The sequence below is a fragment of the Hoyosella altamirensis genome, from assembly GCF_014191505.1.
GTDB lineage: Bacteria > Actinomycetota > Actinomycetes > Mycobacteriales > Mycobacteriaceae > Hoyosella > Hoyosella altamirensis.
This window is the reverse complement of sequence record NZ_JACHWS010000002.1, coordinates 571,005-594,721: the sequence shown is the minus strand read 5'-3', so window position 1 is coordinate 594,721 and position 23,717 is coordinate 571,005. Positions and strand designations below refer to the sequence as shown.

Genomic DNA, 23,717 nt, shown 5'->3' with positions numbered 1-23,717 from the left:
TGCTTTAGTTTCAATAGTCAAAGCTTGAAAATATAAACTAATCGCAGTTATTTCGCTGAACGCGGGTTGGTGATGGAAATTCCATACGGCGCACCGTCGCGGCCAAGTATTCGTCCGGCTGCTCCGTGGTTGCGGCGTATTGTTTGAGCGTGGGTGTTACGGGAGTTGTTGGGGTGGATCATCATCAATTCGCGTTCGGTTGTGATGGCGCGGACACGTTAGCTGAGCGTGCGTCGGGAACTCTGCTTTCGGCGGGCCGCGGCTTTGTGACACTGAAGACCGGCGTGGCGTACGGTCCTGCCGCCGTTGAGGTCCGGGGAATAGAATCTTTGCCTGAAGATTCTGAGATTGCGGAATGGGAGGTGGCTGAGGAGGTCACTGTCCCGTTTACGGCGAAGCCAGCAGTGAGGACCCTCGACGGTGAGGTCGCTCTCTGGGTGCCGGATACGCACTGGCAGGGTTCCGGGCTGTACCGGGTGCGGGCATACGCGCGAGGACGTGACACGCACTGGGATCGGCAAGTTACCGCGCCGACTGAGAACTATCTGCTGCTCTTCGCGCCCGCACGGTCGTCGATGATGAACTTTCAGCGTCTCAAGAAGACCGACATTGTGTGGGAAGGCGACCAGGACCTCCACCCGAGCAGCACCACAACCTCGCCGGGCATCTCCACAAAGCGAAGCGGGAATGTGGACATCGACTGGCAGGAAGACGACATTGATGATTCGGACCTCGACTGCAGTGAATGCAGTGTTGACGCGCGTATACAGGTAGCCGGTCCGGCGCGTGGGCTCGACGCGCGCATCGCGCCCGGCCGGAGAGTTGCAGTGCCCGGCCGTCAATCTCCTGAACCACCTAGGGAGGGCGACGCTGAGCGGAGCGCGACTATGGCATCGGACGAGACGAAGCGGCCTCGTGTCCTCATCTTAAGGGGCGAAGAGGTTCATCAGTACGCACCGTGGATGCCCGGGCCCCGTTGGGGAGAACGAGACCTGTGAGCCCGTTTCTGGTCGCAGACCGGACGGGCTTGCCTTCAGGGGCGGGACGTCGAAAGTCACTCATAATCTAGCTGCGCCGCGGTGCCGTGATCCCAAACCAGCCGATCGCAGCGATCAGCAATACGAGCAGCCACGGCAAGCGCTCATCTCGAACCTGGAGCATCCCCACAGTCGCCCTTGTATGCCATGCCGCATCCGAGCGGGAGTCACGAACTTCTTCGATGAGAAAGTTGTTCTGATGCGCAATTACTTCGAGCAGATCACGCGCTACCCACCCGTTCACGACCTGTTGCTTGGGCGCAGAGTCCGCAGAAACTTCATTGGTGCGCCATGCCGCAAGTGCACTGTCAACGGACGACTCGAACTCGGAAGTTGTATCGCGTGCATTTGTCACCGAGTCAATGCGGGTTGACTGCGGTTCGTTGGGGCCCATCAGCAACAACACGGCAACCGCAGAAATCGCGATCACAGCGAGACCGGTCCTATGAGTGATGTCAAGCGTGTTTGGTGATACGGAGGGCATGGTTTGTCCCTTGCCTGTGCGATACGGCAGCGCCCGCATCCGGGTCTGCGGATCGCGGATTTTGTCTGACGCTACACCGGGCCTCTGACTTTTTTAGTTTGTTGGTCTGGGTTACCGGGCACTGCGGACCGAAGTTGACGCTCGGTAGCCCCTTTGCCACTGACTACGCGGCGAATGCATCGCTATTCCAGGGCAGGAGCGTTTTCCCATTCTGCTGCCGACCGGCGGCTTCTCATTGACAATTACGCTCGTGAGCACTCGCGACGTACCTCAGCAAATCGGTGACCTCCCACCCATCGGCAGACCAGCTAACAGTGCACTCCTCGCGCGCGGCATCACCACAATGGAGGAGGTGGCGAAGCTCAGCGAGCGTGAACTCCTCGCGCTTCACGGTGTAGGTCCGAAAGCTGTGAGACTGCTTAGTGCCGCACTCACCGAACGCGGAATGCATTTCGCGGACCACTCGTAGTCAGCGAAGGTCTCAGCCCGGCGTCATGGGATAAACATGAGTCACCGTGATCCACCATCAGTGCACGAGCCCAACGCCGATAGAGAACGTCTGCGCATGCTCTCCCGGGGCGTGTGGCTACTTCCGGTATTCAGTGTGCTCACGCTCTGGACAACGTTCGAGCATCAACCCGATCCGCTGAGCGAGTTCAGCGCCTGGTCACAGTTCGTGACAACAGATCGCTTTCTGTTACAGCACGTGATCGGGAGCATCGGCGGGCAGGCTTTGTTCGCGCTGGCCGTGTCAGCGCTCGGGGCGGTACTGGTGCTCCGTAGCGCTCGACCCAGGCAGGCCCTGTGGGGCGTGGCAACTGGACTGATCGGCAGCGCCGGATTGCTGGCGGGTTTTGGCACTGCTGCATTCGCCCAGCCCGCGCTCGGCGATCTCCAGCTCGACGGATACGCAGGCGCCCAGTCTGTCTACGAAAATGTGTACTCGCCGATCGCGATCTCAGTTTTGCTTGGCGGAGCCCTTTTATTTGCCCTCTCGACTGTCCTCCTGGCTCGCGCTGCCCACACCCTTGCGCATGTTTCCTCTATAGGTGCCTGGCTATTCGGCGTTTCCGGACCGCTCGTCGGTGTCTTCGGCATCTTTGTCGGCGAACTTCAGACAGCGGGCGCCGCAATCGGCATCGTAGGTGGAGTGCTCATTGCCCGTGGCGTCCACAAGTTCGTGACGAGCTAAGTGAGTGCTAGCTCCTCACCACGATTCGATAATTGGGTCGTTGTGCTCGCGTCGAGCCCACTCCTCGGTGAGGCGACCGAGACGTGCCGGGGAGGCCACGCCGCGGATGGTCGCGACTTTATCGCCACGGACCTCGAGGATTACCAGCCCTACGACCCGGTTATCGATGGCTGCGATTACCGCGGGGGAATTGTTGACCACGCCGGAATGAATCGAAGGGGTGCCGCCGGCCACTTTCCGTTTCGCCGGAGTGGGTTTGAAGCCAGCCCGCAGAACCATCGCGATCCGCTCGCGACCCGAGAACCGCAGAAGCTTCTCGGCCATACCGGCGCCATCGCTGGTCGCGGTCGCATCGTCGGTCAGCAACTCCAGTAGCCGTTCGGTGCGGCCCGACGAGGCAGCGGCGACGAACGCCTCGACGATTCGGCGCGCGGAGGCACCGTCGACTTCACTGACATTGCGCTCGGCGGCTATCCGGCGCCGAGCGCGCAGCGCGTGCTGCTGGCTCGCGGACTCGGTGATATCCAAGATCTGGGCTATCTCGGCGTGGCTGTGGGAGAACGCCTCCCTAAGGACATAGACAGCCCGCTCGACCGGGGAGAGCCGCTCCATCAGAGTCAGGACCGCCAATGTCACTGATTCGCGCTGCTCGATGGTTTCCGCTGGGCCCAGCATCGGGTCGCCGTCGAGGAGCGGTTCAGGCAACCATGTGCCGACCGCGCGTTCCCGCCGGGATTTTGCCGAACGGAGCCGATCGAGCGACAGGTTGGTGACCACCCTGGTCAGCCATGCTTCGGCCACCTCGATGCGGTCCCGGTCGGCGGCCTGCCAGCGCAGGAAAGCGTCTTGTACGACGTCCTCAGCGTCGGCGGCGGAACCGAGCAGACGGTACGCCAGCGAGGCCAACCGGGTCCGGCTGGCCTCGAAACGCTCCACGGTTGCGGTGTCCATGAGCGTCACCCTACGACGACCGTCTCCGTGGAGTGGCCCTTCGCGGTTGTCAGGTGGCGCTTGCGAGTCGGCAGCCCATACGTCGGGTGGGCTGCGCCCCATACGGTGCCCCGGAGGACGGCCGCCTTGACGTGCGATGCCGGACGGCCGCGCAGCGACCCGGACTTGGACGTCGCGTTGTTGTCGACGAGTTGAAAGATCGCGTCTTTCTGTCCGAGGCTGATGCAGTTGCCGAAGTAGGCCAACTTGGTTTGCGTGATCCTGCGACCAGTCAGGTGCCCGATGATCGCCTCCGTCGCCTGCATCCTGGTGAAGCCCGCCGAAGCGCAGGACATCGGCAGCGGCTGACCGTTATCGCCGATGGTGTAGACGCTGTCACCGGCAGCGTAGACCTCCGGGTGTGAGACCGACCGCATCATGCGGTCGACGGTGATCCGCCCGTCGTCTTCGACACTGAGACCACTTGCTGCGGCTAGGGGATGCACGGCGAACCCCGCCGCCCACACGGTCGCGTCGGACGGGAAAACTGTCCCATCTGAGGCCAGGGCACCCCCAACCTCGACGTGATCAATGGTGGTGTGCTCGTGGACCGCGATACCGAAACGGTCGAAAGCGCGCAGTAAATGTCGGCGCGCCTTGGCTCCGAGCCAACCGCCGAGCTCGCCACTGGTGGCGAGGACGACGTGCAGTCCGGGCCGGGACTCGGCGATCTCCGTAGCAGCCTCGATTGCGGTCAGGTTGCCGCCAACGACCAATACCGTTCCATTCTCGCCAAGTTCGTCGAGGCGCTGGCGCAGACGCAGCGCTGCCGAGTGCCCGGCGACATGGAAGGCGTAACTGTCGACACCGGGCACTCCATGGCTGGCGGCCGTACTTCCAAGCGTGTAAAGGAGGGTGTCGTACTCGAGGCGGTCAACTCCTTCGTCGCCGGTCACAGTGACGGTACGCCGATCGGCATCGACGGCCGTGACGTGCCCAAGTCGTAGCTGGATGCCGGTGCCGGCGAACATATCCGCCAACTGGTGACGCTGCAGTTCGTGACCGGCGGCGAGCTGGTGCAGGCGTATCCGCTCAACGAAATCGGGTTCGGCGTTGACCACGGTGATCTCGAAGTCTGCGGGGTGCAGACGGCGAGCGAGGCCTCCGGCGGCGGGGGCTCCGGCGTAACCGGCCCCGAGGACCACGATGCGGTGTTTCATGGCGTAGCTCCTGTCTTGTTCTTTATCTATGAACGAGACAGCTTCCAGATTCATGACACGGTGGAGGTGAATTCCTAGCCGTACCGTTTGACGAACTGGCGCAAGATTCGCGATGGGTAAGCGATATCGAAGCGGCGCACGGTATCTCGCAGCGTATCGGCCGCCTCGGGCGCGAAGTAGCCGTGGTTCTTGTAGGCGGCGATTCGGATGAGCATCCCAGGGAGGTCGAGCTCGGGGTGAAACTGCGTGGCGTACACGTTGTTGCCCACACGGAACGCTTGCACTGGGCATGCCGCGGAGTAGGCGAGGCGCACCGCGTGCGGCGGTAGCGCGCTGATGGCTTCTTTGTGGCCGACGAAAGCATCGAATGCAGCGGGGAGGCCTTCCATCAGCGGGTCGGCGCGGCCTTCGTCGGTCATTTGGATTGTCGTGCCGCCGACGGGCTCGCTGTGCGTGCGGTCCATTTCAGCGCCGATGTAGGTGCCGAGTGTTCCAATGCCGTAGCAGCATCCGAGAAACGGGAAGTCGCGCGGGACGACTTCAGCGAGCAGCGCCTGGATTTCGGTTTCTGCCCGGAGTTGAGTGGCCGACTTGGCTTCGGCTGGGTCGGTGACGTTGTACGGTCCGCCGCCGAGGATGATGCCGGACCAGTCATCGAGTGTGATGTCGCCGAGGGGCTCGTGGGTGAGCCGGATTCTGTGCAGTTGGGACTTTTCGAGGCTACCGAACTGGCGCACCGCCTCGTATTCGTTGTCCGCCGCCTCATCCTCTGCCCTGATCGAGAGCAGCAGGAATCGAGAATTCGGACGTGGCTGGTCGAAGCGAGATTGCGTCACATTGGGATGGTATCGGCCCGGCCGCCGAACTTCGGTCCTCTCTGGAGCAAATGAGCGTGGCTACGCTGGTTGGTACATGAAGGTTTGGATTCTCTCTCCCTGTCCGGTGACCGATTGGAACGACGAGCGCCGGAAAGCCCGGCTGCGCACGACCCGCCTCGGGCGCAGGTGGCGGCGTTTCGGCCGTTCTCGCCGTCTGCTTGCCCGCGCTGGACTTGCGCTGATACCGGTGATGATCGTCTCTGCCCAGTACTGGGTGCACGACGTCTATCCGGAGCAGCAGCGGCTAGCCCAAACACAACCGGCGCTGCACCATATTTACGATGCGGCGCAACCCGCCGACCAAGACACGGCGGTCGTCGATCTGGTTGGTTTAGGCAACCTAGACGCGAGTGACACAGCCCGCGCACTGCCTGCGTTCGCAAAGGTCGGCCAGGTGTGGGCTGTGCAATATGACAATGCCGGTATCGACACTGCGGTGATCAGCCGGATGATTGCCGAGCACGCTGAGCAGCGGGGAGTGGAACGGCTTCTGCTCGCAGGTCACAGCATGGGCGGGATCATCGCTCTCGAGGTTGCCCAGCACATTATCGACGACACCGAGCTGAGCCTCCTGGCGGTCGTGCTCGACTGCACCCCCATTGACCTGCATGCCGTACGGCCCGCGAAGCGAGACGCGGGGGAAGACATGTTGCGCTGGATGGGGTGGTTACCTGGGGCCCGTGAGAGTCGCACTCTGCGCTTTGCGGTGGAAACGGCGGCCCGCCGCGACCGCTTCTTGATCGACCATCCTCGCGGCATGCCCATCCTTGAGCCGAATGCGCTCGTTGATGCGATTGATGAGGTGTTTCGTGACAAGATCTTCGAAGAAAACACTGCGAGCAACAGCTTGATCGAGGCGCAGTTCCTCACCATCGTGGCCTCTGGTGCGGCGGACAATTTGGTGGCGCTGAGCCGGGAACGCGACGACAAACCACGCCCGGCGATCGTGTTCATGCGGCCGCATCGGGGCATTCTCGATGATGTCGTGGACGTCGATTACAGCCAGCGGGCGATTTTCGACCGGGTAGGCGGGCCGGGCGGTGCGTTGTTCGTGGCCCGCATGTATGGGACTGGACACGCGAACCCCATCCAGCAGCCTTACGTGTACAACGAGACGATTGAGGCGAGGATCCTGCCGTTTGTGACGCGGTTCGCCGAACGATCTGAAGCCCGGGCGGTCACGAGCCGGTGATGAGGGCCGAAAACTCACGTCCCGTTCTACAGCTCCGAAGCGCCTACTTCATGGCACTTCACCCGGTTTCTTGCGCGCATGGCAGTGAGGTCCATACCGTAGGGGCGTGACAGACGCTCTTACGTCGACAAGCTGGCCCGCTGTTTTCACCTGGGGCGCGCACTCAGCGCCGCGGATGGAATCCGTCCGGATCCAGCTTTCCGGCAAGAAGATCAAGGCTGCGGGACGGATCATCGGTGCGGACTGCGCCGATCACCCGGCCTTCAGCGCGTCGTACGACCTCATCACCGATGAGTTCGGTGCGACACGGCGGCTTTCGCTGCGTGCGACCGTCGCCCGCGGCGAGCGTGTCCTGTCAGTGAGCCGTGACACTGAGGGTTATTGGACGGTCCACGAGGGCAACACCTCGACGCGATCCCGGTTCGGCGGAGCGCTCGACGTGGACGTGATCTTGAGCCCGTTCTTCAACGCACTGCCGATCCGCCGCCTCGACCTGCACACCGAAGCCAACGACGTACAGGTACCTGTGGTTTACGTGTCACTGCCTGACCTGACAGTGCGGGAAGAGACATTGACCTATAGCTCGCACGCAGAGGGTATTCACGTGTTCTCCCCGGTAGCGAGCGCGACCGTCACGGTCGACAGCGACGGGTTCCTGATTGACTACCCGGCTCTAGGACAGCGGATTTAGGCGGCAACTCCACCGCCGAGCGCGAGGACGACAGCCTCACCGACTCCAGCTGCAGCGGCCTTCGGGAACGCTGCGATTTGCACCCCTGACGGCAGGCCATCCTCGTGCTGCGCCGGAACCGACACCGCGGGAACTCCGAGCATGCTGAACGGGATGCACATACGCAGCAACTCAGCGCGGACCTGGACAGTCCCGGTCGTCGTTTCGACTTCCTCCACACCGATCGCGGTAGCACGCAGGGGAGTGGTGGAGGTCAGCACCGCGTCAACGCCCGCGTCTCGCATCGCGACGAAGCACTCGTCCCGGATCTGATCACGCCGTCGCAGCGCATGAATGTACTCGGTGGCGAGACGGTCCCGCTGCGCGAGAAGCCGTTCGCGCGTGATGGGCTGAAACAGGTCAGGAGTGCCTCTGAGCGCTTCTTCATGCGTTGCGTACGCTTCGCTGCCAGTGATAACGCCGTAGAGCGCGATGAGTTCTTCAGCATGCGGAAGGTCCACGTCGACCACAACGGCCCCCGCAGTCCTGAGTTTCTCTGCCGCCCGATCGACGGCATGAGCCGCCTCCGCGTCGTGAATGGTCCACGCGGGTCCGTGCAGCCGTCCGATAGTGAGTTGATCCATCCGGGGTGCATCGCGGCTGCTGTGCCCGGTGAGAGCATGCCAGGCGAATGCAGCATCGGTCGGGGTGTCCGCTAGTAGTCCAACGTGGTCGAGAGTGGTGGAAAGCGGAAAGACACCCGCCGTGGAGAGGGCGCCCGCAGCTGGCTTCAGTCCTGTGATTCCGCACAGAGCGGCCGGCGTGCGCACGCTGCATCCCGTGTCGGTGCCGATAGCGAGCGGAACGATGCCGAGAGCCACGAGGCCCGCAGAGCCGGAGGAAGAGCCGCCGGTGATGCGCCTGGGATCGCGAGGGTTCGCCGCCGGTCCATCAACGTTGACCGCTCCGGTTGGTCCATACGCGAATTCGTGCAGATGAGTCTTGGCGACGATGATCGCACCCGCTGCATGAAGCTGCCGGACAATGTCCGCATCCCGCGTGGCGGGTGCGGCGCGGTTACGCGCACCGCTGCCGCATCGGGTGGGAAAACCCGCGACGTCAACGAGGTCTTTAACCGCGACGGGAACACCGTGCAACGGCCCGCGGGGACCTCGCTCCAGGAAATGAGCGTCAAGCGCGTCCGCTTGTTCGAGCGCTGCCTCGGCCAGGCGACTTTGATGGTCCCAACCTGCGATCAGATTCTCCCAGGGAGTGCCATTGAGATCATTGATCCTCTTAAGAACGTGCTCAATGTGCTCGCGCGCGGTTATCTGCCCGGTGCCGAGCCGGGCAGCTAGTTCGTTCAATTTCATGAAACCTCCCGGGGGAGCGTGAGAAGCGCTTCGCCGCGGCGCCCCGCGTCGCGTAGCCGTGCTAGCCACTCGTGGTCACCAGGAACTATCCCAGTGATCGAAGGCCGCCCCCCGCGCTCGAGGTACTTCTGGTGCGCCGCGAAGCCGCTCTCCGTGAGTTCAGATGTTGAGCCAGCTGCGAGCGCGGTACGGGCCGCCGCGAGCGTTTCCAGCGCCTCGTCGAGTACCCGCAGCAATGCGGCCGCGTTCGCCTCGCACATGGCGTCCACGAGGGCAGGCGACGTGCCTGCCACACGCGTGCCGTCGCGGAAAGAACCGGCAGCGAGCGCCAGCGTCAGATTTCCGCCCCGAACGCCGGACAAAGCGAGGGTTTCCGCGAACAGGTGAGGCAGGTGCGAGATGCGCGCAGCAGCGTCATCGTGCTCCTGCGACTCGGCAGGGACTACGGCTGCGCCACAGTCGAGCGCGAGTCGCGCCACCTCAGCCCACACCACTGGGTCGCGTCCTTCGTCCGCACTCACAACCCAGGTCGCTCCCCTGAACAGTTCGGCGAACCCGGCAGCCCAGCCGGATTCCGCGGTCCCGGCCATCGGATGTCCCCCGACGTAGCGTCCGTCGAGACCATGGTCACGCACGAGATCCGCGACCGGCCCCTTGACGCTGACGACGTCCGTAAGGGGACAGTCGCGCGCAGTCGTGGCGATCGCCTGCAGCACTGTGTTCACAGCGGGCATCGGAACGGCGACGACGAGCAGCGCACCCTCCGCCTGGGCGCGTGAAAGAACGGCTCCGAGGTCACTGCTGACGTCATATCCATCAGCTTGCGCGGCTGCGACAGGTCCGCCAGAACGGTTGTATCCGTAAACGCTTCGCCCCGCGGCGCGCGCCGCACGCATGAGCGATCCGCCAATGAGACCGAGGCCGAGAACACACACTGGAACAGACACCTGATTAGCGTCGCACACCGCAGCGCGGAGTGTCTCACGCCCACACTCGCGGCGATCTTCAACGATTTGCCGGCAGATGTTCCTTGTGCCGGCCCTGCGCGCTAACCTCACCGCATGGCTGCACAGCGCGCTCGCACACAAAATGATGACGAGTACGACATCGATGGTTTCGGCATTGGGGTTGTCCGGGAAGAGGGACGCTGGCGGTGCTTCCCAATGCCACTCGCGGCGCTCACAAGTTTGAGTGAGGCAGAAACGGAACTTCGCGAACTGCGAAGTTCGGGAGCAACATTCGGTTTGCTCGACGTCGACGACGAGTTCTTCGTTATCGTTCGACCGGGCCCAGCAGGCACGCACCTGCTGATCTCCGACGCTGCAGCGGCTATCGACTACGACATAGCTGCGGATGTGCTTGAGAAACTCAATGTGGAGGTCCCCGACCTCGACCCCGATGAACTCGACGAAACTGACCCGTGGGAAGAGGGCGAACTGGGAATCCTGGCGGATCTCGGCCTGCCAGAACCGGTGATGGGTGTGATTCTGGCTGAAACCGACCTCTACCCGGACGAACAGCTGCAGATGATCGCCGAGAGGCTCGGGTTCGAGCGGGAATTTGCCGCCGTTGTCGATTCCATCCAGAAGTAACGCCGACGACGCCGGTTGGATAGGTGCCGCGATCGAAGCTGCGGCTCTGTCCGGTCCGGACGACGTCCCAGTTGGCGCGGTCTTGTTCGGCCCAGACGGAGCAATCATCTCAAGGGCAGGCAATACTCGCGAACGCGATGGCGACCCGACAGCGCACGCGGAGATATCCGTGTTGCGTGAGGGGGCGCGCCTCGTGGGCGACGGCTGGCGACTCGAAGGGACGACACTCGCCGTCACACTCGAACCATGCACGATGTGCGCGGGTGCGATCGTCGTCGCTCGCGTCGCCCGCGTCGTGTTCGGAGCGTGGGAACCCAAAACCGGCGCAGTAGGGTCCCTGTGGGATGTGGTGCGCGACCGGCGGCTCACGCACCGGCCAGAAGTTCGTGGGGGAGTACGGGAAGCTGAGTGCGCAGCGCTTGTCACGGAATTCTTCGCCGGCCACCGATGACCATTTGCCGCGTTATCCAGCGGATTCGGCCCTGTGTTTAGGCTCGGGTACAGTTGTGCGCGGTGGCGTGTCCGAGCGGCCTAAGGAGCGCGCCTCGAAAGCGCGTGACGGGTAACCCCCGTCCGAGGGTTCAAATCCCTCCGCCACCGCCATAACCTCCCCGCCTGTATGTGCAGGCAGGGAGGTTTTTTCATGCTGGAGTTGATGTGCGGTGTTTCGTCAGGCCCGCAAGCTGCCCACGCCAGTGGATTACACGAGACCGGCCTGGCGCGCCAGGATGGCAGCTTGGACGCGGCTGGCGCAGCCGAGTTTGGCCAAGATGCGCGACACGTGTGTCTTGGCGGTGGCTTCGGTGATGAACAGGCCGTCGGCTATCTGCTGGTTGGATTGTCCCTGGCTGAGCGCGACGAGTACGTCTCGTTCGCGAGGCGTCAGGTCGGTGAGGCGATCGAGCGCCGACACGGCCGGGTCCGGCTCGCCGCTTGGGTCGGGCGGCGACACGAAGGTCGCGAGTACCCGGCGGGTCACTTCGGGTGCGACGACACCATCCCCGGCGGCGACCCGGCGAACCGCGGAGAGGATGTCACCTGGTTCGGCAGTCTTGAGCAGGAAACCGGCGGCACCGGCACGCAGCGCGCCGAAGACGTACTCGTCGAGATCGAACGTTGTGAGCACGAGCACTTCTGCTAGTTCTTCGCGGACGATCTCCCGGGTCGCGTCGATCCCGTCGACGCGCGGCATCTGCACATCCATCAGCACGACGTCCGGTCGCAACGCTCGCGCGTTGGTGACCGCGCTGTGGCCATCCGCGGCTTCACCCACGATGAGGATGTCGTCCGCCGCGTCGAGAACGAAACGCAACGCGGTCCTGAGCGGCTCGTAGTCATCGGCCAGGAGGACTCTGATTGGTGTGGACGCGGGATCCCCGGCACCCGCGATCACGGCTGCCGAGTCTGGATCGGTCATGGTGCGGTGCCTGCCTTTTCGTCGCTGTTCGATACCGATACCGGCAGGCTCGCCTCGACGCGCCAGCAAGCCGCCGTGTCGTCCAGTCCGGCGCGAAACCGCCCGCCCAGCACCTCGGCCCGTTCTCGCATGGTGACCAACCCAGTTCCTGCCGACAGCGTCGGGTGGTCGACAGCGGCGGCGCTGGTGAACGAGTTTTCGACGACAATCCGCACTCCGGCCCCGTCGCGGGACAGCGCGACAAGCACTTCTGAGTCGGGCGCGTGTTTGATCGCGTTGGCGAGGGCTTCCTGCACGATCCGGAAACAGGCTTGCCCGACAGCCATCGGCAGCACCGCCGTGGTGTCCGCCCACTGCCGGGGCACATCAAGGTGAACCCGCAAGCCTGCCGCTTGAGCGGCAGCGACCAGCTCATCGAGTTGCTCCAGAGATCCCACGACCACGGCCGATGAGTCCGCAGCTGATCGGTGCGGCTCGGAACGCAACACGACGATCATGGACCGCATCTCCTGCAACGCTTCGAGAGCCTGGACTCGAACGGTGTGCATGATCGCGCCCGGGTCCCGTTCTGGCGTGGCGAGACCGGCGGCGGATTGGATAGCGATGGTGGACAACCGGGAGGCGATCGCGTCGTGCAGATCGCGGGCGATGGCGCTGCGCTCAGCCTGCACCGCTTCAGTTCGGCGCAGTTCCCCGATGCGCTCCATGTCTGTAGCACGGCGGGCCTCCAGATCCGCTAGCTCGGCCTTCTGCCGAACGTTGGCCGCCCACCACAAAGGTAAAGCCAGTGCGGCGAACTGGAATCCGGTCACGATGCTCACCTGCAGGTCCGACTCCGCTATCAGTGCCGCGACAACGCTACCCACCACGGCGGCAGCGACCACTCCGGCCACAACCCGTCGGAGCCGGGCATTGCCTGATAATCCGACTCTGTAAAGCAGCTCCCAAAGCACGATCATCACGCCGAAGCTGCCGCCCAACGCCGTGTCGACGGCAGCCACCGTGCCCCCGAGGCCGACTGCGATCGCCAAGTGCGCGCGCTGGAGCAGGACAGCTGACGTCGCCAGCGCGAGTGTCACCAGGTGCCAGGAATCCGGGACCGATTCCGTCCAGCGCCAGCCCACGCCCGCCCAGATGCCGTGCAGTCCCACCGCCCACGCAGCGACACCGATACCGAACAAAGTCAGTGCACTCTTGATCGTGCCGCCCCCGCCGGACACTCTGGAGAGCCTCGATCCGGCCTGATCCGCGTCGTCGACCACCACGCAATCCATTTGACCAGACTGCGACCGCTAGGACGTCAATCGAAGGATGTACGTGAGCCGCTCCGGCCGGTCACAGGATCAATCGTCCGGCCGACGCCTGACATCTGCCGGATACGCGACATTGGGTTCAGAACTTGCGTTTCGACTTGAGCAGAATGACTGGAGTCCTTGTGGCAACTTTCCTTTACCGGCTGGGCCGGTTCGCGTTCCGGCGCCGTTGGCCGATCGTCCCCGCCGCCTTGGCACTGCTGGGTGAGCGGGCCTGGTGGATGCCGCGCTGGCTTGACCGGATCCCGCAAAATGTCGACGTCGAAGGCGAGCAGCTGCGCTACCAACTCGACCGGTCTGACCAGCGACAACAGCCGGAAGAAGCACCCGTCGCGCTATGACGCTCGAGGACAGGAAATACCATGTCGCCTGATGTAGTGCTGCCGGTCTTCGGGCTCGCGCTGCTCGACACGATGAGCCCGGCTGTGCTCGGCATCGGTCTGTTCGTGCTGCTGAGCGGACGGAAACGGATCGGCAGGCCGCTGCTGGCCTTCTTGGCAACGGTCGCGCTCTTCTACTTCGCCGTCGGCGTTGCCCTGATGCTGGGGCTGGACGCGGTCCTGGCCAACGTCGACGCTGTCGCGGAAAACCGGGGCGTGCTGTGGGGGCAGGCGGGCGCCGGTGCGGCATTGATCGGCTACAGCTTCCTCCCGAAACACTTCCGGACGTTCCGGCGCCGCGAACGGCAGGAACCGATGGAGCTGCGGACACCGGTCATGATCAGCCTTGGACTCGGTGCCGGGCTGATGGAAGTCGGCATGGTGCTGCCGTACTTGGCCGCGATCGGGATCATGACGGCTGCCGATCTGTCTGCGGCACAGTGGCTGCCGCTCGTCGCTGGCTACAACCTGATCATGGTGGCGCCCCCGTTGCTTATGTATGCCGGATATCGGCTCGCGCGGGAGCGCATCGAGCCACAGTTGCGGCGCTGGCATGAGCGGCTGCGAGCGAAGTCCGGCGAGACCCACTTGTGGATTGCCGGCATCGTAGGCGTGCTGTTGCTGGTGAATGCACTGCAGAAGTTGTTCTGAACAATCGAGAAAGGAGCCTCAAAAATGCGCGTGACACTGCAGATTATTGGAATCATATTGCTGATCAACGGGATCGGCGGCCTGGTCAAAGATGACTTCGGACTCCTCGCAAACGTGGCCGACGGCGGCGCGCTCACTGGACTTCAGGTGGTTGCCATCTTGGGCGGCGCTGCCCTGGCCGGTGGGAGTTCGTTGCGCAGAATGTTCGAAGAGTCGGATGACGCATGGTGATACGGCCGGACCGCATACGTGCTGAGCTTCAAGAACAGGCCACCGTCTCACCACTGACCGCGACCAGTGGGCGGTTATGTACGAGATTCGAGCCGATTTTTCGGACATTTCCGCCCATTCGTGCTGCCCAATATGGTTCGACTGCAACGAATCCGCGATACGGGCCGATAGCCTCATGGAACACGGTTCTTGTATCAAGCTGATGACGGAAGTCACAAATTTATCGTGTAAGGGTGGCCGCGGGTTACCCTCGCGACGGGAGCTGTTGATGTTGGCGGGCATGTGAGGGGTGGTGGATATGACAGCGACTGAGCGTCCGACTAGGTTCGCGAGGACCATCACGCTGGTCAATCTTGCCTCTCAGGCCGAGGTCGCCGAAGACGAGGTTCTCAGCGGACTGCTCGGATGGGCGACGCAGTTCTTGACACATCCGCATGCCGATCTCGGCCGCACGGGCCCTGTCTGCCCGTACACCGCACCGTCGCTCAATCGGAAGATGCTGTGGGCGGCCGTCGTTCGAGGCTCGGAGCTGACGGAAGATCAGGTCGGGCAGTACACGGACGAGTTGATCGAAGCCTTCAGCACGCTAGCGCCAGTCGAGGGTCCGCAGGAGATTTACAAGTCAGTGATGGTGGTCTTCCCTGATCTGAAGGATTACTCGCTGATCGATGCGGTGCAGTCAGCGCGCAAGCAGCTGGTAGTTCCGGACGGTTTGATGATCGGTCAGTTCTATCCAGGTTGCGGTGAGGCAGGGTTGTGGAACCAGGATTTCCGCCCACTCGACTGTCCCTTCCCTCTGATCGCGTTGCGGCACATGGTGGCGAGTGATTTCGCCTTCCTCGCCTCGCGGCGAGAGTGGCTTGCCGCGTACCTCAAGCGCTATGCGCCCGCCGTCCCAGCGCCGGTGCGCTCGGCGATCATCGATCGCCTTCATCCCGAAAACGATTAACTGCAGGAAGCGGGAGACTGGTGACTTCACCGCACATCAATGTTCTGCGTGCCGTTGATGCGACTGGTGTCAACGTCGCGATTCACGACCACGAGCTGTTTGAATCGCCGATTCGTTCGCCGCAAGATTTCGCCGACGCTTTGGGTTATCAGTTGAGTCGGATCACCAAGGCGGTGTTTCTGCGCTCGAAGTCTTCCGGCCATTACGCGGTGGCAGTGTGCGCGATGGACCGCAAGCTCGATTTCGCAGCCATCGCGGACGGGCTGCATCAGTCCACGCGGATGGAAGTTGCGAGTGCCGAGGAACTCGATCGCGTGGTCGGTTATCCCAAGAATGGGGTGTCACCGCTCGGTCTGCCATCCGATGTTGCTGTTGTGGTCGACGAAGCACTTCTCGCTGAGTCCACGGTACTGATCGGGGGCGGGGCGGCGGGAGTGGAACTCGAGTTGGCTCCAGCTGATCTTGTGTGGGCATCAGGTGCCCGGGTTGCCCAAATCGGCGTCACAAGTTGAGTAACGTCGTGTTGTAAATCATATTTCTGCATTAAGCAGAAATATTGCAGGCTGTCGCAAAAATCGCGAAGATCGATGTCATGGATCCATCGATTGGTCTCCGCGAGCGGAAGAAGGCCGCGACCCGTGCTGCGCTTAGCGCCGCCACGGTCCGGATTATCCGCGAGCGAGGCTTCGAAGCTGCGACGGCAGAAGCCATCGCGGCCGAGGTCGGTGTCTCCGCGCGGACTTTCCACAACTACTTTGCGAATAAAGAAGACGCGATCGTGTTTCACCTCGAGACACGGCTGGAGGGGCTGACCGACACGCTTGCCGCGATGCCGGAGGGCGAACCAATCCTCGTTTCCCTGCGCCGACTGCTGGCGGTCGCCGCTGAAGATGACGTCATCCGGCTTGGGGAACTCGCTAGTGCGTTGCACCTAGCGGAGGTGCATCCACACGTCGCAGCTGGTCATCAGCTTCTTTACACGCGCGCAATGGCGCGGGCAGCACGCATCGTGGCGCAGCGGACGGGCACAGACTCAAGAACTGACCTGTATCCGCACGTTGTGCTCGCGTCTACGGCAGCCGCGCTGCGCACAGCAGTCGAATTGTGGCTCAGCGGGAATGTGTCCGGACGGACTCTTCCTGAGCTGATCGATGAGGCCTTCGACCTCATCGAGTCCGGTCTGCAGCAACCGCCTTCCGCGCAGACGATGTCGTCTGCACGTTCACGACAGGAGCTTTGATGGCAACGTACCTCTACCGGCTAGGCAAATTCGCCTACCGCCGGAAGGGCATAGTTCTTTCGTTCTGGCTGGCTGTGCTTGTCCTAGCGGGCGTGGCTGCGGCGACCTTGTCTGGCCCGACGAAAGATACTTTCTCGATTCCCGGGACTCCCGCGCAAGAAGCCCAGGAGCTCATGTCCGAGCGGTTCCCCGGTGGGGCCGCAGCTGACCCCTTCAATTCCCTGTCCGCTCGCTACCTGGTGTCCGCGCCAGAGGGCCAGACCCTCGACGAGCCGCAGAACCAGGCGGCGATGGAGGACATGCTGACTGCTATCCGCGGCGTCGAGCAGGTTGAGGATTTCGCGAAAGCAGAGCCAGGGCCGGACGCGCCCGGCGCGCTGGTCAATCCTGTCGCAGCACATGACGGACTCGTCGAACAGCTGCTATCGCAAGGCATACCCGAAGAACAGGCCAATGCTGATGCTGCGGCCGTAAGCCCACTCAGCGCAGACCGCACCGTAGGTTACTTGGATGTTCCCGTCGCTGGGGACTTTTCCGACGTCAATGAAGAGCTCCGCGAAGCACTGCAGGAACCCGCCGAAGCCGCACGCGATGCTGGCCTGAACGTCCTGGTCAGCGGAACTGCAGTCGAGATAATGGAACCGCCGGGTGGCGCTTCGGAACTCGTCGGGATGGCTGTGGCCGCAATCGTTCTCGTGATCACCTTCGGCTCCCTCGTCGCGGCGGGCATGCCACTGTTCAGCGCGATCGTCGGTGTCGGCATTGGTGTCGCTCTGATCACCGCGGCTACCGGATTCCTGGAGCTCAGCTCCATGGTGTCGACCCTTGCGATCATGATCGGTCTCGCTGTCGCGATCGACTACTCGCTGTTCATCCTTTCCCGATACCGGGCTGAGCTGTCGTCTGGAATTGACCGGGATGAGGCTGCCGGCCGTGCCGTCGGAACTGCGGGTTCCGCAGTGGTGTTCGCCGGGCTTACCGTGATCATCGCATTGCTCGCGCTCCGCGTCGTCAACATTCCATTCCTGACAGACATGGGACGCGCCGCGGCGCTGACAGTGTCGCTCGCAGTGCTGATCGCTATCAGCATGCTTCCCGCAGTGCTAGGACTGACGAAGTCGTGGGTGTTCCGCGGCCGGCTCCCGTTCCTGCGTGAGGTCGATCCGGAGCACCCCACAAAGATGACGAACGGTCGCCGCTGGGCCAACGTCGTGACCCGAATTCCGGTTGTCACGCTCCTCGGTGGTGTGGCGCTCCTAGGTGTGCTCGCGATACCGGCCGCGAATTTGCAGCTTGCGCTGCCCACGCCAGCAACTGAACCGCCCGGCACGGTAGCGCGTGACACTTACGAGATCACGGCCGAATCGTTCGGCGAAGGCCGCAATGGTCAACTGCTGGTCGTCGCGGATGCACAGAATGTCGATGAGGACGCCCGCATGGACGCGTTCGGCACGGTGGTCGAAACCATGTACGGGTTCGGTGATGTGGAAAACGCGCAGATCGTTGGCATCAACGAGGCAGGTGACACCGCGCAGATCCTGGTCACGCCGCTATCCGGTCCCATTTCGGAGGACACGATGGCGCTAGTGGAGGACATCCGCGACGCGGAAGCCGCACTCGCAGAGGAGACCGGGATCCAGTTCGGAGTGACCGGCCAGACAGCGATGGAACTGGACGTCTCAGACCGCCTCGCCGACGCACTGATCCCGTACCTCCTGGTTGTTGTGGGGCTGGCGTTCATCCTCCTCATGCTGGTGTTCCGGTCAATTCTGGTGCCGCTGACCGCAACGCTCGGCTTCCTCCTGAGTGTCGCGGCGACATTTGGCGCCACGGTTGCGATCTTCCAGCTGAACTGGCTGGGAATCGTGTCCAACCCGCAACCGCTGGTGAGCTTCCTGCCAATCTTCCTGATCGGTGTGGTTTTCGGTCTGGCGATGGACTACCAGGTGTTCCTCGTCAGCCGGATGCGTGAGGCGTACGTCCACGGTGAGTCCGCTAAGGACGCGATTATCAGTGGGTTCTCGCATGGTGCCCGCGTCGTCACCGCTGCAGCTGTGATCATGATGTCGGTGTTCGCTGCCTTCATCGCGGAAGACATGGCGTTCATCAAGGTGATGGGCTTCGCCCTGGCTGCGGCGATCCTGTTCGATGCGTTCATCGTCCGGATGGTGATCATCCCGTCGGTTATGTCGCTGCTCGGTGACAAGGCCTGGTGGCTGCCACGCTGGCTTGACCGGATCCTTCCGAACGTCGACGTGGAAGGCGAGAAGCTAACGCGGCAACTCGAGGGGCGGAAATCTGAAACCGAGCTTGCCCGCGTCTAACCTCGGTCGTCGTGTGCAAGTTCGTGCAGTGGGAACTACCAAACCATGCACGAACTTGCACACGACCGGGGCGACCGGATTGGATTGCGCGTGTGCCTGACACTTCTCAGAACTTCACGGTAAACACATCCATCAATGGGAAGCTCGGCCGCACAGGCACGCTCCGCACTCCGCACGGTGAGATTCAGACTCCAGCCTTCATCCCCGTGGGCACGAAGGCCACCGTCAAGGCGGTCCTGCCGGAAACGGTGCGGGACCTGGGCGCTCAGGCGGTCCTCGCGAACGCCTATCACCTTTACCTGCAGCCAGGCGCTGACATCGTCGACGAGGCAGGCGGGCTTGGCCAGTTCATGAACTGGAGCGGCCCGACATTTACGGACAGCGGTGGCTTCCAGGTGCTGTCCATGGGTGCGGGGTTCAAAAAGGTGCTGGCGATGGAGGTCAGTCAGGCAAAGCCCGAAGACATCCGCGCACACCAGCGTGAACGGCTCGCACACGTGGATGACGACGGTGTGATGTTCAAGTCTCATATCGACGGTTCGAAGCACCGCTTCACGCCTGAAGTGTCGATGCGGATTCAGCATCAGCTCGGTGCGGACATCATCTTCGCCTTCGATGAACTGACCACGCTCGTCGATACGCGCGAATATCAGGAGGGTTCGGTCGAGCGAACACACGCGTGGGCGCAACGATGCCTCGATGAGCACGAGCGACAGACAGGGGAGCGCTCCCACCGGCCCTACCAAGCGCTATTCGGCGTCGTCCAGGGCGCACAGTACGAGGATCTGCGGCGCAAGGCGGCACGCGGGCTGACCGAGTTGCGGAGCTTCGATGGCCGCCCCTTCGATGGTTACGGTATCGGGGGTGCACTGGAGAAACACCAGCTCGGGACGATTGTCCAGTGGGTGAACGAAGAATTGCCCGACGAAACCCCGAAGCACATGCTGGGCATCAGCGAACCAGACGACTTGTTTGTCGCGATCGAGAACGGCGCCGACACATTCGACTGCGTATCGCCGTCCCGCGTCGCCCGGAACGGGGCGATTTATCTCCCGACCGGCCGGGTCAACATGGATAAGGCGCGGTATAAGCGCGACTTCAATCCGATCGACGACACATGTGACTGTTACACCTGCGCGCATTACACGCGCGCCTACCTGCATCATCTGTACAAGTCGAAGGAGTTGCTCGGCTCCACCCTCGCCACCATTCACAACGAACGCTTCATCGTTCGGCTCGTCGACCGGATACGCGACAGCATTGACGGGGGCTACTTCGCCGATCTCCGCAGCGAGGTGCTGGGGACGTATTACGGCGCCTAGCTGCCATACTCGGTGCATGTCCAAACGGTTCGAGGTTGTTGAGCGCAGCGCACTCCCGAAGACGATTGCTCGGTGGATTCTTGGTCTCTTCCTTGTGTCAGCCGGTGTTGCTCACCTGACGTGGGCGCGCACCGAATTCCTGGCGCAGGTCCCCGTTTGGCTGCCATTGGACGGCGACTTCGTGGTCGTCGCGTCCGGACTGGTGGAAATCGCGCTTGGTGCCACACTCATTGCCCTGCGGCGCAAGCGAGTTCTGGTGGGCTGGATCGTCGCGGGGTTCTTCGTGGCGATCTTCCCCGGCAATATCAATCAGTTCGTGACCCAGACGGACGCGTTCGGACTGGACTCCGACGTCGCACGCGGGGTCCGACTGCTGTTTCAGCCAGTCCTCGTGCTGTGGGCGTTGTGGTGCACCGATGCGCTGAAGATGCTCCGGAAGCGGGCTTCGGGTACGCGCGAGGAGTGAGTTCCGTGAGGGAAGCCCTGCTCGTGCAGGAAAACGGCAATGCGATCGCCTTTAGCTACGACGAACTGCTGCGCTACAACGGCATGGAAGCGCCAGGCGGTGTCGCCCACGCGTTCAAAGTGATGGAGCGTGCGTTCCCTCTCCTCGATCCCGGGCAGCCGGTAGAGCGCCGCGAAGTCAGCATCGTCACCCCGTTCCCCGGTCCCGGTGCGCGTGACGCGTTCGAGATGGTGACCAGGGCGGTGACGGAGAATCGCTACACCGTTGACCCCACGTTGAAGCGGGCCGAACGTGGAGACCTGTTGCAGCGGTACGTATTCACCCTCACCTATCGCAAACGCTCCGTCACGGTAATCATTCGTGAAGGGTTCGTTGTGCGTGAGTTCATCGAGCTTGCCCGCAAAGGGGAGTGGACACCAGCGGAAGCGGAACGGCTTACAGTCCTCAAGCAGGAGATGGCCGACCGGCTTCTGTCGAAACCGGCAACCGAAGTCTACGACGTCGACACTGCGAGCTGAGCCTGGTAGCTGGGTTCGCGTCGCTTGATGAAGGCGACCACCCGGTACGTGATGGGCAACAACAGCGCTTCGAGGACCGTCTTGTAGACGAAACCGAAGAACAAGTAGTTCAGGAAGTCACCGCCGGTGGCGATGCCGATCGCGGTCGCGGCGATGGCGCAGAAGATCAACGTGTCGACGAACTGGCCGACGACCGTCGACCCCATTAGCCGCGCCCACAAATGGCGCTCACGGGTGCGCTCTTTGACCCATACGATGACGTAAGAGTTCAGCAACTGACCGACGAGAAAAGCGGTGAGGCTGGCTAGCAAAATCTGCGGGTACGCCTTGACGACCGCTTCGAACGCTGCCTGATTCTCATAGAATCCCGCAGCTGGCAGGATGGCCACGATCCAGAATGATGCGGCCGCGAGCAGGGCTACACCAAACCCAATGAAGATCGCGCGCCGCGCAGCCCTGAATCCGTACACCTCCGCGAGGATTCCCCCGAGTATGTACGCCAACGGGAACAGGAAGAAGCCGCCGTCGGTGATGATCGACCAGCCGCCGAGAAGAGGACCGAACTCCACGCCTTTGGTGGCAGCGATGTTCGACATGAACAACAATGACGCGAACACCGCGACCACGGTTGCGTAAAGACCGCTGTTCACCTGCGCGAAAACAGCAGTGCGTGGCTGATCGGGAGTGTAGGTCGCCTTTGTCACCAGGGTATCCAAGCACACATTTCAGACACGGACCACTTGCGTGCCATCAGCGACTTCGTCATGACGGCCCTGCTTGTGCGGGCTGCGCTCAATGCTGATGACGATGGAAATGAACACGGCGAGCAGAACAGCCAGGGCGAGGAACTGAACGAGCCAGAAAGGCAGCATGACTACGGCTTGGAGCACATAGAAGGAGTTCCGGCGGAACGCTTCGGATTTGGTGGGGAAACCGCCGTTCGGTCCGAGAACCTGAAGGCCGAGCATCCGCTTGCCAATGGTCTGGCCGCTTCCGGCTTCGAGGATGGTGGCGTACGCGACAAGCGTGAGGCCGTAGATCAATGCTCCAAGGACGGCGCCGAGCCCGCCGAGGCCTTCCACGAGCACCCGATACACCAGCAACGCCGGCACGCCAACGAACAGCCCATCGATGACGCGGGCTGCGAGGCGGGGCAATAGGTCGGCGGGCGTGTGACCGGACGGAAGATACGACTTGCCTGATCCGTATGCAGCATCCGAATTGAAAGCGTGCGGATTGCCCGCGCCCGACGCTTTTCCGCCCTGCGGCTTGTTCTTCTTGCGGGGCCGCCCGTGCTTGCCGCGCTGCGGCTTCTCCTTCTCGCTCATCCGTCATCCCTGCGCTTTAGTAGTGCCCGGTGGCTAACAGACCCACATTACGACATTCGCCCCATCGTCACAGGTGAGTGGTCGCTGGCTGCACGATGAGGACTACGACAGCAAGTACCCACACGTAGACCGAAAAGTATCGGAATTTGGCGGCATACAGCAGCTTGAGAACTAGCGCGAGCGCGACAGCACCTACTACCGCAGCCGCGACGAAGGCGACCGCGTACGAACCCAGGTGGATGGTCAATTCTTCAGCCTGTAGGACCGTCCATGCCTGGAGCAGTGCAGCGGACAGAATCGTGGGTATCGCGACGAAGAAGCTGAATTGCGCGGCGAGCGGCCGGTGCAGTCCGAGCAGCAGAGCCATGGCGATCGTCAGACCGCTGCGGCTCAAGCCTGGTACGAGCGCCGCGGCCTGAGCGATACCGATCGCCACGGCTACCCATACGGTGAGCTGAGCGGCGCCGCGCCAGCGAGGACCAATAGTGTCGGTCCACCACAGGATTGCACCTGTGGCGATCAGCGCGCCTGCGATGAGCGCCGGGGTTGCGAACACCTCGGTTCCGAATGCGCGGATCGCCAGGCCCAGGAACCCGGTCACCGCGACCGTGACCGTGCCGAGCAAAGCGAGCCGGATGTACATGAGCTGCCCGCTCTTCACTCTGCTCGTGAGATCGCCGCCAGCGAGTTTGCGCGCGTCGGAAAGGAGTCCGCGGAGCAGGCGGAACAGCGGTTCCCGCATGACGATGACGATCGATACCAGCGTGCCAACGTGCACGATGATGTCGAACAGGATCATCTCGGGCGAGTCTGGTGCCGGCATGCCCGACCCGGCGCTGATCAGCCAGTGCTGCGCGAGGGCAAGATGGCTAGTGGAGCTGACCGGGACGAACATGAAAACGCCCTGAATGATGCCAAGTATCAGCGCCTCGAGGGTCGTCACGAGTTGCGTCCTCCGTTCCGCTTGCGTGGCGTGCTGAGTCCTGGCATCGGCCGGTATGAACCCTACA

Annotated in this window: 28 protein-coding genes and 1 tRNA gene; 18 read left to right on the top strand and 11 right to left on the bottom strand. The window is 62.7% G+C overall.

Annotated elements, in window-relative coordinates; genetic code table 11:
- Nucleotides 1-149 precede the first annotated feature (149 nt).
- The gene (locus tag FHU29_RS11595) at nucleotides 150-998 is read left to right on the top strand and encodes a hypothetical protein (protein WP_157095273.1); all 849 of its coding nucleotides are present in this window, start codon (nucleotides 150-152) and stop codon (nucleotides 996-998) included.
- Between the two features lie 67 nt (nucleotides 999-1,065).
- Here FHU29_RS11595 and FHU29_RS11590 read toward each other — a convergent pair whose 3' ends face one another.
- A complete protein-coding gene (locus tag FHU29_RS11590; protein ID WP_064441383.1) occupies nucleotides 1,066-1,521 on the bottom strand; it encodes a hypothetical protein in 456 nt (151 codons plus the stop codon).
- A 250-nt stretch (nucleotides 1,522-1,771) separates the two neighbouring features.
- Between FHU29_RS11590 and FHU29_RS11585 the strand changes: the two genes are divergently transcribed.
- A complete protein-coding gene (locus tag FHU29_RS11585) occupies nucleotides 1,772-1,990 on the top strand; it encodes a helix-hairpin-helix domain-containing protein (protein WP_064441382.1) in 219 nt (72 codons plus the stop codon).
- A gap of 36 nt (nucleotides 1,991-2,026) precedes the next feature.
- Nucleotides 2,027-2,713, top strand: a complete 687-nt coding sequence (locus tag FHU29_RS11580) for a hypothetical protein (protein ID WP_157095271.1) — start codon at nucleotides 2,027-2,029, stop codon at nucleotides 2,711-2,713.
- Between the two features lie 15 nt (nucleotides 2,714-2,728).
- Here the strand turns inward: FHU29_RS11580 and FHU29_RS11575 are convergent, their stop codons facing one another.
- From FHU29_RS11575 to FHU29_RS11565, 3 genes are all read right to left on the bottom strand, one after another.
- Entirely contained in the window at nucleotides 2,729-3,664 is a 936-nt protein-coding gene (locus FHU29_RS11575; protein WP_064441431.1) for a sigma-70 family RNA polymerase sigma factor, read from the bottom strand.
- Nucleotides 3,665-3,669: 5 nt separating this feature from the next.
- Nucleotides 3,670-4,863 carry an NAD(P)/FAD-dependent oxidoreductase gene (locus FHU29_RS11570; RefSeq protein ID WP_064441380.1) on the bottom strand — a complete coding sequence of 398 codons (1,194 nt, stop codon included), beginning with the start codon at nucleotides 4,861-4,863 and terminating at the stop codon, nucleotides 3,670-3,672.
- Between the two features lie 74 nt (nucleotides 4,864-4,937).
- Nucleotides 4,938-5,699 carry a glutamine amidotransferase gene (locus FHU29_RS11565; RefSeq protein ID WP_064441379.1) on the bottom strand — a complete coding sequence of 254 codons (762 nt, stop codon included), beginning with the start codon at nucleotides 5,697-5,699 and terminating at the stop codon, nucleotides 4,938-4,940.
- Between the two features lie 76 nt (nucleotides 5,700-5,775).
- Between FHU29_RS11565 and FHU29_RS11560 the strand changes: the two genes are divergently transcribed.
- Nucleotides 5,776-6,933 (top strand): alpha/beta hydrolase, encoded by a 1,158-nt coding sequence (locus FHU29_RS11560; RefSeq protein WP_064441378.1) that lies wholly within the window; start codon nucleotides 5,776-5,778, stop codon nucleotides 6,931-6,933.
- 106 nt (nucleotides 6,934-7,039) lie between these two features.
- The gene (locus FHU29_RS11555) at nucleotides 7,040-7,624 is read left to right on the top strand and encodes a putative glycolipid-binding domain-containing protein (protein ID WP_064441377.1); all 585 of its coding nucleotides are present in this window, start codon (nucleotides 7,040-7,042) and stop codon (nucleotides 7,622-7,624) included.
- Here the strand turns inward: FHU29_RS11555 and FHU29_RS11550 are convergent.
- Nucleotides 7,621-8,976 (bottom strand): amidase, encoded by a 1,356-nt coding sequence (locus FHU29_RS11550; RefSeq protein WP_064441376.1) that lies wholly within the window; start codon nucleotides 8,974-8,976, stop codon nucleotides 7,621-7,623. The two genes, FHU29_RS11555 and FHU29_RS11550, sit on opposite strands and share 4 nt — an antisense overlap.
- Complete coding sequence (locus tag FHU29_RS11545) at nucleotides 8,973-9,923, bottom strand: prephenate dehydrogenase (protein WP_269747852.1); 951 nt, start codon at nucleotides 9,921-9,923, stop codon at nucleotides 8,973-8,975. Before FHU29_RS11545 ends, FHU29_RS11550 begins: the two co-directional genes overlap by 4 nt.
- Before the next feature lie 114 nt (nucleotides 9,924-10,037).
- Between FHU29_RS11545 and FHU29_RS11540 the strand changes: the two genes are divergently transcribed.
- The 3 genes from FHU29_RS11540 to FHU29_RS11530 all read left to right on the top strand — a co-directional run bounded on the left by FHU29_RS11540 (nucleotide 10,038) and on the right by FHU29_RS11530 (nucleotide 11,171).
- Nucleotides 10,038-10,568 (top strand): tRNA adenosine deaminase-associated protein, encoded by a 531-nt coding sequence (locus FHU29_RS11540; protein WP_064441374.1) that lies wholly within the window; start codon nucleotides 10,038-10,040, stop codon nucleotides 10,566-10,568.
- Nucleotides 10,546-11,019: a nucleoside deaminase gene (locus FHU29_RS11535; protein ID WP_221194915.1), complete on the top strand. Its 474-nt coding sequence runs from the start codon at nucleotides 10,546-10,548 to the stop codon at nucleotides 11,017-11,019. Before FHU29_RS11540 ends, FHU29_RS11535 begins: the two co-directional genes overlap by 23 nt.
- 61 nt (nucleotides 11,020-11,080) lie before the next feature.
- Nucleotides 11,081-11,171: transfer RNA gene (locus FHU29_RS11530), tRNA-Ser, on the top strand.
- Between the two features lie 97 nt (nucleotides 11,172-11,268).
- Here FHU29_RS11530 and FHU29_RS11525 read toward each other — a convergent pair.
- Nucleotides 11,269-11,985 (bottom strand): response regulator, encoded by a 717-nt coding sequence (locus FHU29_RS11525; protein WP_064441373.1) that lies wholly within the window; start codon nucleotides 11,983-11,985, stop codon nucleotides 11,269-11,271.
- Nucleotides 11,982-13,259, bottom strand: coding sequence for a sensor histidine kinase (locus FHU29_RS11520; RefSeq protein WP_083962428.1), 1,278 nt, complete (start codon nucleotides 13,257-13,259; stop codon nucleotides 11,982-11,984). The genes FHU29_RS11525 and FHU29_RS11520 overlap by 4 nt, the downstream gene beginning before the upstream one ends.
- Nucleotides 13,260-13,420: 161 nt before the next feature.
- On the opposite strand from FHU29_RS11520, the gene FHU29_RS11515 reads away from it, so the two are divergent.
- The 10 genes from FHU29_RS11515 (at nucleotide 13,421) to FHU29_RS11470 (ending at nucleotide 21,379) form a co-directional block, all read left to right on the top strand.
- Complete coding sequence (locus FHU29_RS11515) at nucleotides 13,421-13,639, top strand: hypothetical protein (protein ID WP_064441371.1); 219 nt, start codon at nucleotides 13,421-13,423, stop codon at nucleotides 13,637-13,639.
- Between the two features lie 21 nt (nucleotides 13,640-13,660).
- Nucleotides 13,661-14,329 carry a GAP family protein gene (locus FHU29_RS11510; protein ID WP_064441370.1) on the top strand — a complete coding sequence of 223 codons (669 nt, stop codon included), beginning with the start codon at nucleotides 13,661-13,663 and terminating at the stop codon, nucleotides 14,327-14,329.
- 24 nt (nucleotides 14,330-14,353) lie between these two features.
- Nucleotides 14,354-14,560, top strand: a complete 207-nt coding sequence (locus FHU29_RS11505) for a hypothetical protein (protein ID WP_064441369.1) — start codon at nucleotides 14,354-14,356, stop codon at nucleotides 14,558-14,560.
- A gap of 298 nt (nucleotides 14,561-14,858) precedes the next feature.
- On the top strand, nucleotides 14,859-15,509 hold the full coding sequence (locus FHU29_RS11500; RefSeq protein WP_083962427.1) for a DUF6875 domain-containing protein: 651 nt from the start codon (nucleotides 14,859-14,861) through the stop codon (nucleotides 15,507-15,509).
- Nucleotides 15,510-15,529: 20 nt separating this feature from the next.
- Complete coding sequence (locus FHU29_RS11495; protein WP_064441368.1) at nucleotides 15,530-16,021, top strand: aminoacyl-tRNA deacylase; 492 nt, start codon at nucleotides 15,530-15,532, stop codon at nucleotides 16,019-16,021.
- A gap of 80 nt (nucleotides 16,022-16,101) precedes the next feature.
- Nucleotides 16,102-16,749 carry an acyl-CoA-like ligand-binding transcription factor gene (locus FHU29_RS11490; RefSeq protein WP_064441428.1) on the top strand — a complete coding sequence of 216 codons (648 nt, stop codon included), beginning with the start codon at nucleotides 16,102-16,104 and terminating at the stop codon, nucleotides 16,747-16,749.
- Nucleotides 16,749-19,073 (top strand): MMPL family transporter, encoded by a 2,325-nt coding sequence (locus FHU29_RS11485; protein WP_064441367.1) that lies wholly within the window; start codon nucleotides 16,749-16,751, stop codon nucleotides 19,071-19,073. The genes FHU29_RS11490 and FHU29_RS11485 overlap by 1 nt, the downstream gene beginning before the upstream one ends.
- A gap of 92 nt (nucleotides 19,074-19,165) precedes the next feature.
- On the top strand, nucleotides 19,166-20,395 hold the full coding sequence (tgt, locus tag FHU29_RS11480) for a tRNA guanosine(34) transglycosylase Tgt (RefSeq protein WP_064441366.1): 1,230 nt from the start codon (nucleotides 19,166-19,168) through the stop codon (nucleotides 20,393-20,395).
- Between the two features lie 16 nt (nucleotides 20,396-20,411).
- Entirely contained in the window at nucleotides 20,412-20,861 is a 450-nt protein-coding gene (locus tag FHU29_RS11475) for a DoxX family protein (RefSeq protein WP_064441365.1), read from the top strand.
- A gap of 5 nt (nucleotides 20,862-20,866) precedes the next feature.
- A complete protein-coding gene (locus tag FHU29_RS11470) occupies nucleotides 20,867-21,379 on the top strand; it encodes a hypothetical protein (protein WP_064441364.1) in 513 nt (170 codons plus the stop codon).
- On the opposite strand, the gene FHU29_RS11465 is transcribed toward FHU29_RS11470, so the two are convergent.
- The 3 genes from FHU29_RS11465 to FHU29_RS11455 form a co-directional block, all read right to left on the bottom strand.
- A complete protein-coding gene (locus FHU29_RS11465) occupies nucleotides 21,355-22,083 on the bottom strand; it encodes a queuosine precursor transporter (protein ID WP_064441363.1) in 729 nt (242 codons plus the stop codon). The two genes, FHU29_RS11470 and FHU29_RS11465, sit on opposite strands and share 25 nt — an antisense overlap.
- Nucleotides 22,084-22,104: 21 nt before the next feature.
- Complete coding sequence (locus tag FHU29_RS11460) at nucleotides 22,105-22,707, bottom strand: RDD family protein (protein WP_064441362.1); 603 nt, start codon at nucleotides 22,705-22,707, stop codon at nucleotides 22,105-22,107.
- A 67-nt stretch (nucleotides 22,708-22,774) separates the two neighbouring features.
- Nucleotides 22,775-23,650 carry an undecaprenyl-diphosphate phosphatase gene (locus tag FHU29_RS11455; RefSeq protein WP_064441361.1) on the bottom strand — a complete coding sequence of 292 codons (876 nt, stop codon included), beginning with the start codon at nucleotides 23,648-23,650 and terminating at the stop codon, nucleotides 22,775-22,777.
- Nucleotides 23,651-23,717: the final 67 nt, after the last annotated feature.